A 17721-nucleotide genomic window follows, 5' to 3' on the forward strand; every position below is an offset into this window, starting at 1 on the left:
TCATGACAATTAAACTGGTGTTATGAAAAAGAAATTATTGATATATATCCTAGTTTTAATCTTCTTGTATTTTGTTGGTTGTATAAATGAAATGGAGATGTTGGAAGATAATTCCACCTTGAAAGCAGGTAATGAACGATTGTTTATGCCTGACTCGTTAAGAGATTTGATAGAGTATGACAGAAACTCGATGGACCAATATAGTATTCGTAAACTCGAGAATATACTTGAGTTATTATATACTTTTCCAGAAACGAATAAAATGTTGAACTCTCTAAAGGATGGTTTGAAAGTCAAGATGGAGATAACAGGAGGGTCTAGTTCGCTTGGGGAAGCATGGGTATGATCCCATATACCCGCCAAAAATTGGTTTCTTAAGAGAGGATTGTATCACCATGGAGAATGTTCTACATGAATTATTGCATTATTATGCCATGTATAATTATGTTCCTTATCGAGATGGCGTTATACCAGCTTGCGAAGAATATGAAATGAGAGTGTTGACTGATGTAATTATGCAAAAGTATTGTGCCAATTGTGATTTTAAGTATCAAGGCATGAGTCCTGATGAGGGTTTGTTTTATCAGCCTTATATAGACTGGATTAATAATTTGATTAATACATCAAGTTTCGATAAGTTTCTTTTCGGAATAGAGTTTAAAAAGTATGGAACAATTTGTATAATGAATTTGCAATATAATGATAAAACGACGCATGATATACTGCAAATAAATGATTTAAATTATTATATACCATTGTTGTTAGAAACGTTTTTGTTTAATTTTAAAAGGTAAGGATAGTAGAATCTCTAAAAATGATGATAAAATGAAAAATGTAATCTTAACATTATTGGTGTACTTATCATATGTGGTTATGGTAAATGCATCTACTGCAATTAATATTAGAAAAGAAGACACTTTGTCGAAAAGAGTGATTAATGGCTTGGAAATAGTTCCGATAAGAACAAAGGTTGGTTGCTGTAAAGAATTAGAAACAATTCATTGGAAGTTACATGTTCCTGATTTTGATAAGAGTTTTCAAAAATTCGAGAGTAAATATCCAGGCTATATTGGTGAGTCACTTACCCATGAAATGGTGGAAATGCTGGCTGATTGGAAAGAGCATATCTGGACAGAAGTTATTCCGACTGAAATAAAGGCATTATTAAAGAAATGCGTGCCCTCGTCTGAGGAAGGGTTCATTCTTTTAGCTTATGTAGATAAAGAAGGATGCGTTTTTGAGGTCGAATTTATTATCATGAAATGGAACTGGTTCCTTTATAATAAATTTGGGACCTGTCATCCAACTAAATTGAAAAAGATGGTGGAGGACGAGTATGGAGAAAATTTTTGATGTGGGGGAAAAAAGTAAGGAAATAATGTAAAGTAGGGAACGGGAGATTCAAATAGCTTCCGTTCTTGTTTTGTTGATATTTTAAATTTCACAATACATATTTATGGGTTTCGCTTGAGGATTAATTTACTCTGACAGCGTGTTGTAAAATGTTATAATAATATTAAATCACGGTAAGTTACATAAGGTTTCTTTGAATTAAATTGTATATTCGCGATCGTTTGTGGGAGGCGAGGGCATAATTTGACAGGAATTAAATTAGATCAGATTATATATTAAACGTGAAATTTAAACAGATGAAGAGAGTTTTTATTATTGTATTTGCTTTGCTTTCAACGTCAATCGTGCGGGCGGATGAAGGTATGTGGCTTTTGTCATTGCTCGGGAAGAACATCGAGCAGATGCAGGCACAAGGCTGTAAATTGACGGCGGAAGATATTTATTCCGTGAATCAGGCATCGTTGAAAGATGCAATCGTTGGATTAGGAAACGACGGACGTCCTTTCTGGCATTTCTGTTCTGGAGAGATCATTTCGGACAAAGGATTGGTATTGACGAACCACCACTGCGGATTCAGCGTGATTCAAAAGCACTCAACCGTGGAACATGACTACTTGTCAAACGGTTTCTGGGCTTACAAATATAGCGAAGAGTTACCGAATCCTGGTATTACCGCATCTATCCTGCAACGTATGGAAGACGTGACCGATCAAGTGAACGCTGTTTTGAATGATAATATGTCAGAAGAAGAACGTGCAGCAGCTATTGATGCTATTTCTAAACAAATTTCTGCCAAGGCAGTACAAGGAACTAACCTTCACGCTCAGGTACAGGAGATGTTCGAGGGGAATCAGTTCTTCCTGTTGGTTTACAAGATTTACCGCGATGTTCGTTTAGTAGGCGCACCGGCTCAAAGCATGGGTAAATTCGGTGGTGACACGGACAACTGGTCTTGGCCCCGTCACACGGCAGACTTCTGTATGATGCGTATCTACACGGGTCCTGACGGTGAACCGGCTCCTTACAACACGAGTAATGTTCCGTTGAAACCGAAACATCATTTGCCTGTTTCTGCCAAAGGAGTACAGGATGGTGATTTCGCCATGATCATGGGATTCCCCGGAACAACCGATCGTTTCTTGACTAGCTTCGGTTTGAAAGAGACGATGGATGTAACCAATGATATTCGTTACAAAGTACGTACCGAGAAGTTGCGTATCATGAAAGAAGGAATGGACGCTGCCGCTGCCACTCGTATTCAGTATGCATCTAAATATGCATCATGTGCTAACTACTGGAAATATTCTCACGAGCAGAATATCGCGTTGGAGAATTTGAACACGATGGGTGAGAAAGAGAGAATCGAGCGTGAATTTACCGCTTGGGTGAACGCTGATCCGGCTCGCAAAGCTAAATATGGTAACGCTTTGACTTTGATCAAAGAGGGTTACGAGGCTATGCACCCGTATAACGTGGCCATGTCTTACATGCAGGAGGCTGCATTACAAGGTCCTGAAGTTCCGTTGTTCGCGTTCCAAGTGGCTAATACCTTGGAAAGAGCTTTGGATGCAAATACTCCGGCTGAAATGAAGGATATGTACATCGAGGCAATAAAGAAAAATGCAGCAGGTTTCTTTAAGGATTTCAACAAAGATGTTGATAAAAACTTGATGGCTGTTTTATTCAAGATTTATAGTGATAACGTGGCTGCCGAATGGCATCCTGAAGTGATCAATTTGATCAACAAAAAATACAAAGGTAACTACGAGAAATTCGCTAAAGAACTGTCCGACAAATCTATTTTCACGGATGAGGCTCGTTTGAACGCGTTCCTTGAAAAACCGGATATGAAGAAATTGAATAAAGATTTGGGTTATATCACGGGAAAGAGCTTGTTCGAGGTTTACCAGAAATTAAGCGGGGAAATGAGTTCTATGCGTAGCAATATTGCCAAAGGAGATCGTTTGTTCGTGAATGGATTGATGGCAATGGAACCGAACAAAGTATGGGCTCCGAACGCTAATTCTACTATCCGTTTGACTTATGGAAACGTGAAGAGCTACAAACCGAGAGATGCCGTGTTCTATGATTATTACACCACGTTAACCGGTGTTATGGAAAAAGAAGGCCCGAAAGGTGGCGAGTTCGAAGTACCACAAAATTTGAAAGATTTGTATTACGCGAAGAATTTCGGACGTTACGGTGCTGACAACATTTCCGTGAACTTCATCACGAACAATGATATTACAGGTGGTAATTCCGGTTCTCCGGTGATCAATGGTAACGGTGAGTTGATCGGAACCGCATTTGATGGAAACTCAGAGGCTATGTCCGGTGATATTGATTTCGAGGAAAACTTGCAAAGATGTATCAACTTGGATGCTCGTTACATGCTGTTCATCGTGGACAAGATCGCGAATGCCCAGAACTTGATCAACGAGATGACGATTGTATTCTAATTGTTTGAAAGCCTCGTTAAGAGGGTGAATTTAAGTTTTTAAAAGAGTGTACTTTACATATGTAACTGTGGAGTACACTCTTTTTTGTATTTCTACCCGAAACCGACCCAAATAAAGAAGTAATCTAACCCAAATAATCTCACTCATTCAGAGATCACTCAGAGTTTATTCGTGGCTTAAATATCACGGTATGGGGAAGCACTGAATGATCTCTGAAGGAGGTTCGAATAATGGATATTATTTCCTTAGGATTTCTGTTTCTTTCGGGTTAGTCGTTCTTGTAAAGACTGCATGACATAGTAAAAATTGGGCATGAAAAGTGTACCCACCAACGAGGTCATCAACATCCCGGCGAAAACGGCTATCCCTAACGAGATTCGACTTGCAGCCCCGGCTCCGGTGGAGATGACCAGAGGGAAAACACCGAGGATGAAAGCGAATGAGGTCATTAAGATTGGACGTAGCCGAACCTTTCCGGCCTCAATGGCTGCCTCGGAGATCGGTTTCCCGGCGGCTCGATAGTCTCGGGCAAATTCCACGATCAAGATGGCATTCTTGGCGGTTAGAGCGATTAACAGGATGATACCGATTTGGGTGTAGACGCTGATCGGAAGATTCATCACGAGATACCCGATGACAACCCCCAATAGGGCAATGGGTAGTCCCATGATCACGGCAAACGGCGAGGTCCAGCTTTCATATTGAGCAGCGAGAATGAGGAAAGCCACGAGAATGGCGAGTATGAAAATCATTGTCGTGGTCGATCCCGCACTCTCTTCCTGGTAGGCCAGTCCGGTCCATTCGTAACCGAATGTGTTGCCTAGTTCCTGCTCGAATACCTGTTGCATGATGGTCAACGCCTGACCGGAGCTATAACCCGGGGCTGCACTTCCGGATAGAGAGGCTGCCGAATAGGTGTTGTACTTGGGGAGAAGTTCTGTCCCTAGGCGTTGTTCCACGGTCGTGAAGGCAGAGAAGGGAACCATTTCGCCCTGCGTGTTCTTGACATTCAAAAATAAAACGTCGTCAATCACTCTCCGGCTGTCGGGAATGCCTTGAAGTTTAACTTGAAAGGTCCTGCCGTATTTCACGAAGTTATTCACGTAAATGGAGCCGATGTATGCCGAGAGAGCGTTAAACACGTCTCCTATCGGGATTTGCATTAATTCAACCTTGTCTCGGTCGATGTTCAGGTAATATTGCGGAACGCTGGCGCTGAACGTGGACCGGAGCATGGACAAACCGGGAGTTCCGTTTCCTGCATCAACCAGATGATCGACGGCTTGTTGCAGGGATGTAGAACCGTAGTTATTGATGTCTTCCACCATGAGTTCGAACCCGCTACTTTCTCCTAGGCCGGGGATCGGGGGAGGGGAAACGGCGTAACTTTGTGCCTCCGGGATTTCGAGATAGGCCAGTTCATTGAATCGAGTCGTGATGGCATCTACTCCCAAGGCTTTGCTTTTTCGCTTGTCCCAGTTTTCGAGCATGACGAAGATGGAAGCTGCGTTAGAGTTTTGGGCGTTGTCCATCATGGAGAATCCATTGATCGCAATATAGGTTTTTACCCCGTCGATTTGCTTTAATATCTCACCCGCTTTGGCTGATGCGGATTCTGTCCGGGAGAGGGATGAACCGTCCGGTAGTTGCATGGAGACCACGAAATATCCTTGATCCTCGTTCGGGACGAAAGTTGTCGGTAGTCGTAAGAAACCGATGAATGCCAGTATGGCGAGAACCAAGAATGCCAGAATTGCCAATGCCGATTTTCGGATAAAGCTTTGTACTACCCACGTGTACCCGTTCGTGGTTTTCTCGAAAAACTTGTTGAATCCCTTGAATAGGAAGAATTTGGATGGTTTAGCGGGTTTTAGGAAAAGGGCGCATAATGCGGGACTTAGCGTCAGGGCATTGAACCCGCTGATGACGGTTGCTGCCGCGATGGTTAAGGCGAATTGCTTGTAAAGCATTCCCGTGATCCCGCCAATAAATGCGGTCGGGATGAACACGGCCAGGAGGACAAGGATAATGCCCACGATGGCCCCCGACACCTCTTTCATGGCTTGGGTGACGGCAGATTTCATGTCCACATATTTTCCGGTCTCGATCAGGCGGTAACTGTTCTCGACAATAATGATTGCGTCGTCCACGACCAACCCGATGGCCAGCACCAACCCGAAAAGGGTTAGTGTATTGATGGAAAAGCCCATAAGACCCATGAACGTGAAGGTTCCGACAAGTGATACCGGAATGGCGATCAGAGGAATCAGCATGGCTCTCCAGTTTTGTAAGAAGATCAGAATGACAATCAACACGAGTAAAAAAGCCGTTCCCAGCGTTTTATATATCTCTTTGACAGATGCGTGAATAAATTCGGTCGTGTCGAGCGTGATATTCAGGTGTACGCCTTCGGGTAAATACGAGGATAACGTGTTTACCCGGGCTTTGATACGTTGTGCCACATCCAGGGCGTTTGCTCCCGGAAGTTGATAGATGGCTATGGCGGCCACCGCCTGACCTTTTAACAGGGCGTTTGTCGAGTACGTCTGACTTCCCAGCTCGATTGTGGCCACGTCTTTCAGGCGTAGGTATCTTCCGTCGGAAAGTGTTTTTACAATGATGTTTCCGAATTCTTCTTCACTGACTAGTAATCCTTGGGTTTCCAACGTGTACTGGAAGGCTACCGGGCTGGCAAGCGGGGGAGCCCCGACTGCTCCGGGTGCTACCTGTATGTTTTGGCTTTCGATGGCAGAGATAATCTCTTGCGGACTGATGCCCCGGATGGTCAGTAAGTCGGGATTCAGCCAGAGACGCATACTGTAATTTCCTGCCCCGAATTCCCCGACGCTGCCTACTCCCTTTACCCGTGATAATTCGTTCACGAGGTTCAATTCTGCATAGTTGGATAGGTAAAGAGCGTCATAACTCGGGTTATCGGAGGTCAACGAGAGAAACATGACCACGTTGGTGGATTCTTTGGTGGTGGTGACCCCTATTTTTGTCACTTCTTGCGGAAGTGAACTTAGGGTCATGTTTACCCGGTTCTGTACGAGAACGGTAGCCATGTCCAGGTCGGTACCGATCTCGAAGGTTACAGTAAGCCGATAGACCCCGGCACTGGAAGAAGTGGATGACATATAAAGCATTCCTTCGACCCCATTAACTTGTTGCTCGATCGGGGTGGCTACCATCTGTGCGATGGTCGTGGCATTTGCTCCTGGATATTGAGCCTCCACGACTACCGTGGGCGGGGTTATCGTGGGGTATTGTTCCACGGGTAATGATCTCAACGTGATCACACCTGCAACCACGATTAATATAGATAGGACGGTGGCAAATATCGGTCGATTGATGAAAAAGCGAGATAACATCTTGTTGATTTTAAATTTTAGATTTCAGATTTTAAATTTCAACAACGCGAGTTGGTTGCTTTTAGATGGATGATTTTTAGTTTTAGATTTTGTAATTCTCAAAGCGTTGTTTTTGTGTGGCTGGAATCTAAAATCTAAAATCATTAAATCACAGAATGGGATTGATTTTCATTCCCGGACGTACGTTGATGAGGGCTTTGGTCACGTAGCGGTCTTCCAAAGTGAGACCACTGGTGATTTCCCGCATCCCATCGGGAGTGAGTACTCCGACTTCCACTTGACGGAAGACGATTGTGTCATCCGGTCCCACGAGATAAACATAGCGTCCGCCTTGATTGGTACCGAGGGATGCTTCCGGAATGACAATCGCTTTCGGGACACTTTTGTAGGGGACAATGACTTTCACGTACATCCCGCTAAGAAGTTCCCCGTTCGGGTTACGGGCAATGGCTCGCAGGTTGAGGGTTCCCGTGTTGAGGTCAATGTTCGGGGAACTGTAATCCAGAGCGGCGATCCAAGTCTTTTCCGGATTATTCACGTCTTGTATGGTGACCGGGAGGGCAGACGGGGTATTCTTGGGTAACCGGGCAAAGTCCGGGTAAGCCATGTTGAAATAGAGATACATTTGGTTGTCCTTGTATATGGTGGCTAGAGCCGAATTACTGGCATCTGTTCCGACCATGTTGCCCGGATCGACCATGTTCCGGGAGATTCGCCCGGTAAAAGGTGCTTTCACGATACAGTATGAAAGGTCTATATTGGCCAGGCTTAACTGGCTCCGAGCCTCTTCGTAAGCTGCAAGGGCTTCTCCATAGTCGGATTGGGCTTGAAGGTAGTCTATCTCACTGATCGCTTTGGTCTTCACGGCCTCCTGCATCCGTTCGTAAGATGCTTTCGTGTAGGCAAGTTTCGATTTACTACTTTCCACGTTTGCCTCGGCTTGTGTCACTTTATCTTTATAAGGTTGCGGTTCAATCACGAAAAGAGTTTGCCCTTCGCGAACCCGTTGTCCGGGAGTGAATTGATAAGATTCCAAGTAGCCCGAAACCCGTGCCACGAGATTGACCGTTTGTTCCGCTTGTAGATACCCCGGGTACTCAAATGTATAGACCACCGTGCGCAACTGCGGATGATCAACGGCAACCGAGGGTGTTGGAGCTGTTTCCTGTTGTTTCTTCGATTTGCCACATCCGGCCAAAAGAAGAATAGAAATAACGCAAATAATGGAAAATGCTTTCATATGGTTAGTTTATAAAGTTCTTAAAATTCACTTACTGGCCATCCCCCTCCTAGGGCTTGATAAAGTTCTATCAGGTAGCGAAGGGAGGCAGTTCTGGCTTCCACAAGGGAATTCTCGTAGTTCAAAAGACTGATTTGGGAACTTAACACGGTCTGGTAACTGGCCAATCCGTTTTTGTATTGTTCTATCGCGAGGTCCAACGTTAATTGTGACTGTTGGAATGCGTCATTCAAGGCGGATATTTGCAGGAGTGATTTGTTGTAAGTTACCAGCGCGTTATCCACCTCTTGCAAGGCGGTCAGTAATGTTTGATTGTACGAGTTGATCTCTTCGTCAAGTTGTAATTGGGCAGATTTCTTGGATTCCACCAAGTTTCTACCGCTGAAGATCGTCCATTTAATAGAGGGTGCGATTTGCCAGATCATGTTTTCTTTATTCGTAAACTGTTCGAAGTTTTCGGACGAGTAGCCGAAGAATCCGGTCACGAGGAACTTGGGCCACCAGTCGGCACGGCTTGCCCCCACGGCCTCAGCCAACCCGTCAATCGTTCTCTCTGCTGAACGTACATCAGGACGTTGGCGAATCAGGTTGGCGGGAATACCATTCGCTGCTTGCCGAGGATTGATCGGGATGGGCCGGATTTTTAATAACGAGTCCCGAATGGCAACCGAATGTTCTCCGATAAGTACCCCGATTAGGTTGATCTGCTGGGCGATGGTCGATTCGATTCCCGGTAATGACGCTTTGGTTTGCAGGTAGAGGCTCTTGGCTTGTGCCGCGTCAAGTTGGGAGGCTAATCCGAGTTTGAACCTTGATTCGGTGAGTTCCATAACCTTCTTTTGTGACTCGATGTTTTCACGGGTTACTTCCAGTTGTTTCTGGGCGCTCCGCAAGTTGATGTATGCTGTGGATAATTGTGCGGCGAGAGATACCATTACTCCCCGGTAATCTTCTTGTGCAGCAAGATAGAATTCTTTCTGAGAAGAACTCTCTTTCCGGATTCGTCCGAACACGTCGAGTTCCCAGTTTAGGTTGACGGTGGCGGTTCCGTTCCGTTCGATAATATTTTTTTTATCCGCGCTAAGGCTGCTCTTTTCCGGGGCATAATTGGCTGAAAAATAGATGGTCGGGTAATAGGGACTGCGATCCACCCGCAGTTTTGCTTTTGCCATCTCTATTTTGCGAATAGCATTTCGCACATCGTAGTTTTTGATGACGGCTTTATTGATCAGCGTGTCGAGAATCGGATCTTTGAACAGTTGCCACCATTCATCGTTGGAGGGTAAGGTTTGTTGCAGGTTCGAATGTTCACTTACCTTTTTATATGGTTTGATCTTTTCCGGTTGGTCGGGTAGATATTGCCCGGCATTTCCGGCCGAAGGGATAAAGGTGAATAGGAATAATGTTAGGAAATAACTTCCTGTTCTCGTGATAGCAGCCAATTTCATAACGTATGCGTTGATTGTTAGTTTATAGCGAGGAGGGTGTGTCAAAAGGTATTTTATTCCTCAAAAAACTCCTCCGTCACTTCGTGCCACCTCCTCTATAAACAGAGGAGGAGCTGGAGACTCTTCCCGAAGACAGGGAGTATTTCAACTCTCCCTCTGTTTATAGAGGGAGTACCCTGAAGGGGGGGAGGGAGTTTGAAAAATGCCTTTTGACACATTCCCCTCGTGTATTGCTGCTATACGTTTTTTAAAAGAAAAATGTTAGAAGAAGAAACCCATTTTATCGGTTACGATAATGACTTGGGCTGATGGGGCGCCTAATAATTGTCGTTCCAGTTCGGATACCGGGCGAATCTGTATAATTTGTACCGGATCAATATTGAAACTTCTTGTCAGACGGTTGTTGATAATCAAGGCCGGTTCTTCCAATTTCTCGGGATTCAACGTGTATTCCTGTTTGTTGTACTTGTATTTCAGTACGCCGTTGGCATAACTGATGAATTGTCCTTTTTTCTGTTTCGTGTTGATTATTATGTATGATTTTTTGGCATTCGTCGGGGAGGTAATCATGTTCACGGTGGCGATTTCGTCGGGGATACCGTTTTTAAGGGAATCGGCCGCGTATTCGATACCGTCGATCACGTAAGATACTTCCGAGTTTTTGGCGTTTACTTTTATACGGGTTTTTCCGTTTTCCTGAATAACTTCCAGACCATTGGAAATGGATTCTCCCATCCCTTCCATATCCGATTCTCCGCTAAACATGGGCCCCATGTCACGGAACATTTCTTCCGCTTTTTTAAGCATATCGTCCATGCTGCCGAAACTTTCCCGGAATGAACCAAAAGGATCTTTCCCGAAAATGGAATCTCTTTTTATACCAAAGCGTTCTTCCAGTTTTTTGATAAAATCGGAACCGGATGCAACCTGATCTGTCGGCGTGTTGATGTAAGCCAAGCGATCGAGTCCTTTCACTTTTAGCGCATTGGCGATTTCATCCACGTTATCCAGTTGGATGTTACCCTTGAGTTCCACGATAGAAAGTGTTTCTGCATCTTCGCTCCATAGAACGAGAGACGTGATACGTTCTTCGTGTTGTGTCACGTAGAGGTATTCTTGGCTGTAAGCTCCCCGGTGGCTACGCACGAGCGTGTATTTGGCCTCGTTTTCCACGATCGGGGTGATGCGTTGAGAAATTTCTTCCACAACCTTGGGGGTGGCCCGTTTGATGTCAACTTGTATCACGTTGATTTCTTTTATGTCTTTCAAAGCCTCTTCCGCGGGTAGGGACAGGTCACCTTGTTTGTAAAGGCTGTAAAGCGACGGGTTTAACATCGTTACGGTTATACCATCCTTGTTGCGGAATGCTTTCATTTCCTTGCCGACCTGAGCCTGTAAGGGTAGGATCGTGACAAGGCTTACCATCATGCATGTTAATAGACTTTTGATCTTCATAACTTGACTATTTTAATGTTTTACTGACACGTACTTCTATTCGGAGAGTAAATGTAATGTAATAACTCGTTCATTCTCCCCTGCTTAACGTTATTTACAAAAGTTATACCATTGGGCGATAAATTTTATACCTTTGAAGCCGAAAAATGATTAGGTGATTAGGTGATTTATGATTATGTGATTTTAGGTGCATGATTATGAATTTCGAATAATCACTGAATCTAAAATCATTAAATCATAGAATTATGCTGTATAATTTTGGAATTATTGCATATCGTTGTGCTATCGGCGTGGCCTCTCTTTTTAACGAGAAAGCGGCATTATGGGTAAAAGGGCGAAAAGGAATATGGAAACGGATGGAGGCCGTTGAGCGTGGAAAAGGGCGATTGGTGTGGGTTCACGCAGCATCGTTGGGAGAATTCGAGCAAGGACGTCCGGTGATTGAGAAATTGAAAGAGATCGAGCCTCACACGAAAATATTATTGACCTTTTTCTCTCCTTCCGGGTACGAGATTCGCAAGAATTATCAAGGAGCTGATTATATCTATTATTTACCGATTGATACTCCTTCAAATGCCCGCCGTTTCGTGGAAAAATGGAAACCGGATGCTGCCGTGTTCGTGAAATACGAGTACTGGTATAATTATCTGAGTGAGCTGAATAAACATCAGGTACCGACATATTTGATCTCTGCAATTTTCCGTCCGGAGCAACCGTTCTTCAAGAAATGGGGAAATCTGCATCGTCGTATGCTCGGGTTCTTTACTCGTCTTTTCGTGCAGGATGAGGAATCCGTAAAGTTGTTGTCAACGATTGGTATTACTCACGTGCAACAGACGGGAGATACTCGTTTTGACCGGGTAAAACAGATTGCGGATGCGGCAAAAAGAATCGAAAAGGTGGAGGCTTTCTGTAATGACAGGAGGGCCGTGGTTTGTGGAAGTACTTGGCCCGGAGATGAAGATATTATTCTGGATTATATTAATGCGCAGGAAGGAAATTACAAATGGATTATCGTGCCTCACGAGATCGGGGAGGGGCATATCAAAGATATTTTGGGCAAGTGTCGCAAGTTGGTAGCTCGCTATACAGATGAGACAGCCGATGTGACGAAATGTCAGGTTCTCGTGGTCGATACGATCGGGGTATTGTCTTCAATCTATCGTTACGGTTCTATCTCCTATGTCGGGGGTGGTTTCGGGAAAGGGATTCACAACACGCTTGAGGCTGCAATCTACGGTATTCCTGTTTTGTTCGGGCCGAAATATCACAAGTTTAAAGAGGCGGTTGATTTGATCGCTTGCGGCGGGGCGTTTTCAATCTCGGATAAGGAGCAATTTACTTCCTTGATGGATTCATTAATAAATAGCCCGGCAATCGCTGATGCGGCCGGGCAAAGTGCTTTAAAGTTCGTCAATCAACAACTTGGTGCGACAGACGCAATTATTCGTCAGTTAGTAGATTAAAACTTCTTCAATTTCTTCTTCGACTTCCGTACCCGTGAGCCATGATTTCAATACTTTGACAATGGCAGAACGGGTAAGGTTTTCGAAACTTGCAATGCGACATTTGTGGTCCATGTTGGCTTTGATGTACTTGCGGCATTTGTTGTTTTTCTTCAAATCGACAGCCGTGGCGCTCCAAGGATCACTTCCCCCGTAAATGAAAAGAATGTTTTCTGCATTGGTCTGTAACCAATGATTAATATCCTGCAATTGTTGTGTGTTGAACGGGGCATTTTCATATCCCTTAGGCATGGCGAAGTCGAACGTGATGATCGGTTCCGGTTCATCCTTGAAGAATTTCTTGAACGGCTTGGTATTATAAGCGTACATGCCTGTTTCTGTTAGAGCGGCATAATAGAACGCCTGTAAATTTTCAATGGCTTTGTCGTCAAAGAAATCCGGGGAAGACACTTTCACCAAGTAGTTGAATATCTCGTTATAATCGTCTTCTTCCGGTTGGGGCATATCATTGATGTTGTTTCCCCATTGCCAGAATGCAAATGGGAATTCTAGGATCGTGAGTTTGAAAGCCCGTTCTGTCCCGCCGACTTTGTTGAATGAATAGCCTTTTGCTTGCGTTAATTCCTGCATGAGCGGCATAAGCTTATCCATATTTTCAAGACATCTCTTTTGAAAATCGAAGATTTGCCATTTAATATCTTTTCCACCACCTTCGAGTAATTTTCTGTTTTCCGGGGTTCCGCCCAGTTTGGAAAGGAATTTTTCTAACCGGGGATCAATTTTTTCCAAGTTAATGGGAGCCACGTAAGGTACGCTTATCTCCACGTCTTCCGGGTAGAAATAACGGTGATAGACGGTTGTCTGCCCCCCCTTGCTGATACCCGTGGAGATCCATTTCGTGTTTGGGTATATCTTTTGTCGTAGGGTTTGAATAATTTCGTGCTGGTCCGTGGCAGCCTGTTTCAAGGTCAAGTCGGTCCATGGGGTTTCGCCTTCGGGCTTACTGTTATTGAAAAAGCGGTGTTCGATGGTAAGCTGGTTCGTCTTGAATAGTTTTGACAACTCGCTTTCTGCCGGGGAATAAATCCCGTATCCTTCGAGGATGGCTACCATGGGAGCGTTGAAATCCCGATGACCCAGCAATACCCTTTGTTTGAAAGTTCCTTTCGAGGGATTATTATGGTCTATCGGTTGTTCGTACCAGAATTCGTAGTATTCCGTGTAAGGTTGAACTTTTAGTTCCCGAATACCGGATATTTCTTTGATTTGTTGTAATTTCTGTAATAACGGACCGTTTGCAAGTACTGATCCGCAAGCTAATAATAGAGTTACAAAAAGTGAAAATACATATCTCATAGTTCAGTTCTTTGCGTTATCGTGCTGCAAGGTATAAATTATTTCTGTTTTTTCTTGTCTCGTCCGCACTTTTGTGTAAAAAAGGTATCTTTGTAACACAAATTAAAATATGATGTTATGAGAAAAATTTTATTTATCCTTGTTCTTGTTTTGGGTATAGGAGGTGTAAGTGTCGCTCAGACAGCACAAACTCAACCTTCTAAAGAATACGTTGCCGCATTGAAAAAAATGATCGTGGTTTCCGGAAGCGATGCGACATTCAAGCTTGTTATCCCGCAAATGTTTGCCATGATGAAACAACAACTCCCGAATGTTCCTGCTGAATTTTGGAGTGAGGCAGAAAAAGAGATGATGAAGACATTGGTGGATGACTTGGTTGAAATGTTAGCCCCGATTTATCATAAGCGTCTAACTTTGTCCGATTTACAGGAAATTACGAAATTTTACGAATCTCCTGTCGGTAAAAAAATGGCTGCCGCGCAACCGGCAATCGCTACTGAAAGTATGGCTGTCGGACAGCAATGGGGTATGAAGATCGCGACGAAAGTACAGGAGTCGTTGAAGGCGAAAGGGTATTTATAGGAGTTGATAAAGTTTGTAAGGCCGTTTGGTGATCAGCTCTCCCTCTGTGTAAGGGGGAGTTGGAGGGGGTAGTACATGGCTTTATAAACCTTATGAACTTTCAAACTTGTTTATTTTGTTGAAATGAATTGGCTGCAAAAATATAGAGAGGATTATTCGGCGACGATCAAGATCGGGGTGCCGATTGTGTTGGGACAATTAGGGATTGTGGTTGTCGGATTGGTGGATAATATTATGGTGGGACATTTCAGTACGTCCGACTTGGCAGCCGCTTCTTTCGTGAATAGCGTGTTTAATATTCCGATCCTGTTCGGGATGGGATTTTCTTATGGCTTGACACCTTTGGTCGGGCAATTCTTTGGTCGAGGTGATAAGTTCAGGGTTGGCGGGTTGTTACGTAACAGCCTGTTGGCAAATTTTATGATCGGGTTATTCCTTTCTGTGGCGATGGGAATTATGTACTTGAATGTACATAGGATGGGACAACCGGAAGAATTGTTACCCTTGATTCGGCCTTATTTTCTGTTGCAGTTGACCTCTCTCGTGTTTGTCATGATGTTTAATAGTTTCAAGCAATTTGCTGATGGCATCACGGATACAAAGACTTCCATGTGGATTATGTTGTCGGCTAACCTGCTGAATATTATCGGGAATTCTCTCTTGATTTATGGTGTGGGGGGACTTCCGGCATTGGGATTGACGGGAGCGGGGATTTCTACTCTGGCCTCGCGAATTTTCATGTTCGTGGCTTTTGCGATTCTCTTTTTCCGGAAACAATCTTATCGGCGTTACCTTGTCGGCTATCACCGAACGACTTATAACACGGGAGATTTGAAAGTGCTGAATAGAATGGGGATGATGGTCGGTTTACAAATGGGAATGGAGACAGCATTATTCAGTATCAGTGGGGTTATGATCGGTTGGTTGGGAACGGTTCCCTTGGCAGCCCATCAGGTGGTGGCCTCTATCTCCACGTTAGGGTTTATGGTCTATTATGGGGTTGGGTCGGCTGTTTCGATCCGGGTGAGTAATTTCTTTGGGCGGGGAGATATTGCAGGAGTCCGACGGGCAACTTTGGCAGGAACTCATTTGCTGGGATTATTGGCAATCTCGGTTTCCGTGTTCTTTTTGTTGGTGCGGGAGCATATCGGGTGGTTATATACTTCGTCAGAAGATGTGGTAAACTTGGTTGCCGTGTTGATGGTTATTCTGGTATTCTACCAGTTTGGTGACAGTTTACAGATCATTTTTGCTAATGCCTTGCGTGGCGTGGCAGACGTGACCTCTATGGCGGTGATCTCTTTTATCGGTTATTTTGTGATTGCGTTGCCAGTTTCTTATGTCTGTGGTTTCGTGTTGGATTGGGGAATCGAGGGAATATGGGTCGGTTACCCCGTGGGCTTAACGCTTACCGGGGGAATGATGTGTTGGCGATTCTATCATTTCTTGCGGAAAAAAGGATAGGGCATTTACTTTTCAGCGACAATGAACATTTCACTGCTTGACGTGAAGTTGTTCTTGCCAAGTAAATTTTTATGAATGGATATTTCCCGGAATCCTATTTTTTTCAATAGGTCTGTAATCTCTTTTTCGGAATAATATCTTTCCCAAACGATAAATTGTTTGATAGTATCTTCGACAATCAAATTATATTGATACGCGAATGCTTTATCCCGCGGGTAATGGAATGTCTGGCTTAAAAGTAAGTACTCGCTTTCATTCCAGAAACCTCCGGAAGGTTCGTATTCCCAACTTTTACCTTCCTGTCTGTCATTGATAATTCCTTCAGAGAAAATATCAAAAATGAAAATCCCGTTATCCGTCAGCGAGTGATATATATTTTTCAGTAATTTGTCCCGGTCACTATCCGAATGGGTTCCCATGTCGCAATAGATCATGGTGATCAGATCGTATTGTCCCGTGGGGTAATTCATGATATAATCTCCTAATATGTATTCAATGTCCTTTCGTTTGTGGGTGGCATATTCTATCGAGGCTTTATTGAAGTCAATACCCGTTACAGTGTGCATTTCATCCGCAAGGTGCGACGTGTACAATCCCGGTCCACACCCCAGATCAAGCGAACGGCTTTTCGGTTTTGCGTGTTGGAGTATAAAATTCACGATCTTCACGATGTATTCTTGCCTTCTGCTTGCTTCGTCGGAGTGAAGATCAAGATGCTTTTTTAACATCTGCTGTTGGATGTAGGGATCGGTCCAAATGTTGTGGTCGGATTTTTCAAATAGAATCGGTTTGCGGTCATTAATCTTCATTTTGTCCGTTTTTAGGATTTTACCAAAAACTTTTTCTTTCAGGTAGGTCGCTAGTTGCTCCTTTATGCTTTTACGTTCGAGAGTTATAGGGTTGCCCGTTGTTTCTTCTCTTTTAGTCTTTCCCGGATTTCCTCGTAGCCCTTGTGCCTGTCGGTGAAATGTACCGTGTTAATTCCTACTGCTTGTGCGGCCTTCACGTTGGGTTCCAAATCATCAATAAACAGACACTCTTTGGGTTTTAAATGATAGCGATTTAGAATCAAGTCGTAAATTTCCCGGTCGGGTTTCACCATGTGTTCGAGGGCAGATATGATTTGCCCGTCAAAGTACTTGAAAACTTCCCGTGTTTTCAGATAATCGTAGAAATCGACAGACATGTTGGAAAGACAATAGAGTTTGAATCCCCGTGCGGAAAGTTCTTTAATCAAAGTTTCAGTTTCGGGAATGGAGACCAATGAATGTTTCACGTGTTCCACGAATTCGTTACAGTCTTCGGGTGGGCAACCGGATAGGATGGCGACTTTGTTGATCAGTTCTTGGCGAGTGACGTCTCCCCGGTCGTAATCCCGCCAATCGTTCAGGAAAAGACGGTTCTCTCTGACAAAATTCACGAGAATAGGATTCCCTTTAAAGGTTTCAATTACTCGTTTGGCATTCCATTCGACAACAACTCCTCCGAGGTCAAAAATAATATTCTTCATATTTTCAGTGTTAATCG

Annotated in this window: 14 protein-coding genes; 7 read left to right on the top strand and 7 right to left on the bottom strand. The window is 44.0% G+C overall.

The annotated features are described in order from the left end of the window. Window positions 1-22: 22 nt before the first annotated feature. From R8806_RS16520 to R8806_RS16535, 4 genes are all read left to right on the top strand, one after another. Window positions 23-346 carry a hypothetical protein gene (locus R8806_RS16520; protein ID WP_317146608.1) on the top strand — a complete coding sequence of 108 codons (324 nt, stop codon included), beginning with the start codon at window positions 23-25 and terminating at the stop codon, window positions 344-346. A 49-nt stretch (window positions 347-395) separates the two neighbouring features. Further along, window positions 396-794, top strand: a complete 399-nt coding sequence (locus R8806_RS16525) for a hypothetical protein (protein ID WP_151411800.1) — start codon at window positions 396-398, stop codon at window positions 792-794. Window positions 795-825: 31 nt separating this feature from the next. Then, on the top strand, window positions 826-1353 hold the full coding sequence (locus tag R8806_RS16530) for a hypothetical protein (RefSeq protein WP_124317683.1): 528 nt from the start codon (window positions 826-828) through the stop codon (window positions 1351-1353). A gap of 296 nt (window positions 1354-1649) precedes the next feature. After that, on the top strand, window positions 1650-3812 hold the full coding sequence (locus tag R8806_RS16535) for a S46 family peptidase (RefSeq protein ID WP_124317682.1): 2163 nt from the start codon (window positions 1650-1652) through the stop codon (window positions 3810-3812). Window positions 3813-4057: 245 nt separating this feature from the next. Here the strand turns inward: R8806_RS16535 and R8806_RS16540 are convergent, their stop codons facing one another. From R8806_RS16540 to R8806_RS16555, 4 genes are all read right to left on the bottom strand, one after another. Further along, window positions 4058-7183, bottom strand: a complete 3126-nt coding sequence (locus R8806_RS16540) for an efflux RND transporter permease subunit (protein WP_124317685.1) — start codon at window positions 7181-7183, stop codon at window positions 4058-4060. 148 nt (window positions 7184-7331) lie between these two features. Continuing rightward, window positions 7332-8423, bottom strand: coding sequence for an efflux RND transporter periplasmic adaptor subunit (locus R8806_RS16545; RefSeq protein ID WP_124316803.1), 1092 nt, complete (start codon window positions 8421-8423; stop codon window positions 7332-7334). A 20-nt stretch (window positions 8424-8443) separates the two neighbouring features. Beyond that, window positions 8444-9871, bottom strand: coding sequence for an efflux transporter outer membrane subunit (locus R8806_RS16550; protein ID WP_124316804.1), 1428 nt, complete (start codon window positions 9869-9871; stop codon window positions 8444-8446). Between the two features lie 261 nt (window positions 9872-10132). Next, complete coding sequence (locus R8806_RS16555) at window positions 10133-11326, bottom strand: DUF4252 domain-containing protein (RefSeq protein WP_124316805.1); 1194 nt, start codon at window positions 11324-11326, stop codon at window positions 10133-10135. A 245-nt stretch (window positions 11327-11571) separates the two neighbouring features. Here R8806_RS16555 and R8806_RS16560 point away from each other — a divergent pair, with 245 nt between their 5' ends. Beyond that, the gene (locus R8806_RS16560; RefSeq protein ID WP_124316806.1) at window positions 11572-12792 is read left to right on the top strand and encodes a 3-deoxy-D-manno-octulosonic acid transferase; all 1221 of its coding nucleotides are present in this window, start codon (window positions 11572-11574) and stop codon (window positions 12790-12792) included. Here the strand turns inward: R8806_RS16560 and R8806_RS16565 are convergent. Continuing rightward, entirely contained in the window at window positions 12781-14148 is a 1368-nt protein-coding gene (locus tag R8806_RS16565; RefSeq protein WP_124316807.1) for a S28 family serine protease, read from the bottom strand. The genes R8806_RS16560 and R8806_RS16565 overlap by 12 nt on opposite strands. Window positions 14149-14265: 117 nt before the next feature. On the opposite strand from R8806_RS16565, the gene R8806_RS16570 reads away from it, so the two are divergent. Further along, window positions 14266-14730, top strand: coding sequence for a DUF2059 domain-containing protein (locus tag R8806_RS16570; protein WP_087421436.1), 465 nt, complete (start codon window positions 14266-14268; stop codon window positions 14728-14730). 123 nt (window positions 14731-14853) lie between these two features. Then, the gene (locus R8806_RS16575; protein ID WP_124316808.1) at window positions 14854-16194 is read left to right on the top strand and encodes an MATE family efflux transporter; all 1341 of its coding nucleotides are present in this window, start codon (window positions 14854-14856) and stop codon (window positions 16192-16194) included. Window positions 16195-16199: 5 nt separating this feature from the next. Here the strand turns inward: R8806_RS16575 and R8806_RS16580 are convergent, their stop codons facing one another. Beyond that, window positions 16200-17003: a class I SAM-dependent methyltransferase gene (locus R8806_RS16580; protein WP_124316809.1), complete on the bottom strand. Its 804-nt coding sequence runs from the start codon at window positions 17001-17003 to the stop codon at window positions 16200-16202. Window positions 17004-17086: 83 nt separating this feature from the next. Beyond that, on the bottom strand, window positions 17087-17704 hold the full coding sequence (locus R8806_RS16585) for an HAD family hydrolase (RefSeq protein ID WP_124316810.1): 618 nt from the start codon (window positions 17702-17704) through the stop codon (window positions 17087-17089). Window positions 17705-17721: the final 17 nt, after the last annotated feature.

The sequence above is a fragment of the Butyricimonas faecihominis genome (assembly GCF_033096445.1).
In the GTDB taxonomy this organism is placed as follows: Bacteria; Bacteroidota; Bacteroidia; order Bacteroidales; family Marinifilaceae; genus Butyricimonas; species Butyricimonas faecihominis.

Excerpts from the sequence above, each read along its gene's own strand:
- R8806_RS16575 (WP_124316808.1), top strand. The coding sequence starts at position 14,854 with ATGAATTGGCTGCAAAAATATAGAGAGGATTATTCGGCGACGATCAAG.
- R8806_RS16580 (WP_124316809.1), bottom strand. The coding sequence starts at position 17,003 with ATGAAGATTAATGACCGCAAACCGATTCTATTTGAAAAATCCGACCAC.
- R8806_RS16530 (WP_124317683.1), top strand. The coding sequence starts at position 826 with ATGAAAAATGTAATCTTAACATTATTGGTGTACTTATCATATGTGGTT.
- R8806_RS16540 (WP_124317685.1), bottom strand. The coding sequence starts at position 7,183 with ATGTTATCTCGCTTTTTCATCAATCGACCGATATTTGCCACCGTCCTA.
- R8806_RS16570 (WP_087421436.1), top strand. The coding sequence starts at position 14,266 with ATGAGAAAAATTTTATTTATCCTTGTTCTTGTTTTGGGTATAGGAGGT.
- R8806_RS16585 (WP_124316810.1), bottom strand. The coding sequence starts at position 17,704 with ATGAAGAATATTATTTTTGACCTCGGAGGAGTTGTTGTCGAATGGAAT.
- R8806_RS16525 (WP_151411800.1), top strand. The coding sequence starts at position 396 with ATGGAGAATGTTCTACATGAATTATTGCATTATTATGCCATGTATAAT.
- R8806_RS16555 (WP_124316805.1), bottom strand. The coding sequence starts at position 11,326 with ATGAAGATCAAAAGTCTATTAACATGCATGATGGTAAGCCTTGTCACG.
- R8806_RS16545 (WP_124316803.1), bottom strand. The coding sequence starts at position 8,423 with ATGAAAGCATTTTCCATTATTTGCGTTATTTCTATTCTTCTTTTGGCC.
- R8806_RS16520 (WP_317146608.1), top strand. The coding sequence starts at position 23 with ATGAAAAAGAAATTATTGATATATATCCTAGTTTTAATCTTCTTGTAT.
- R8806_RS16550 (WP_124316804.1), bottom strand. The coding sequence starts at position 9,871 with ATGAAATTGGCTGCTATCACGAGAACAGGAAGTTATTTCCTAACATTA.
- R8806_RS16565 (WP_124316807.1), bottom strand. The coding sequence starts at position 14,148 with ATGAGATATGTATTTTCACTTTTTGTAACTCTATTATTAGCTTGCGGA.
- R8806_RS16535 (WP_124317682.1), top strand. The coding sequence starts at position 1,650 with ATGAAGAGAGTTTTTATTATTGTATTTGCTTTGCTTTCAACGTCAATC.
- R8806_RS16560 (WP_124316806.1), top strand. The coding sequence starts at position 11,572 with ATGCTGTATAATTTTGGAATTATTGCATATCGTTGTGCTATCGGCGTG.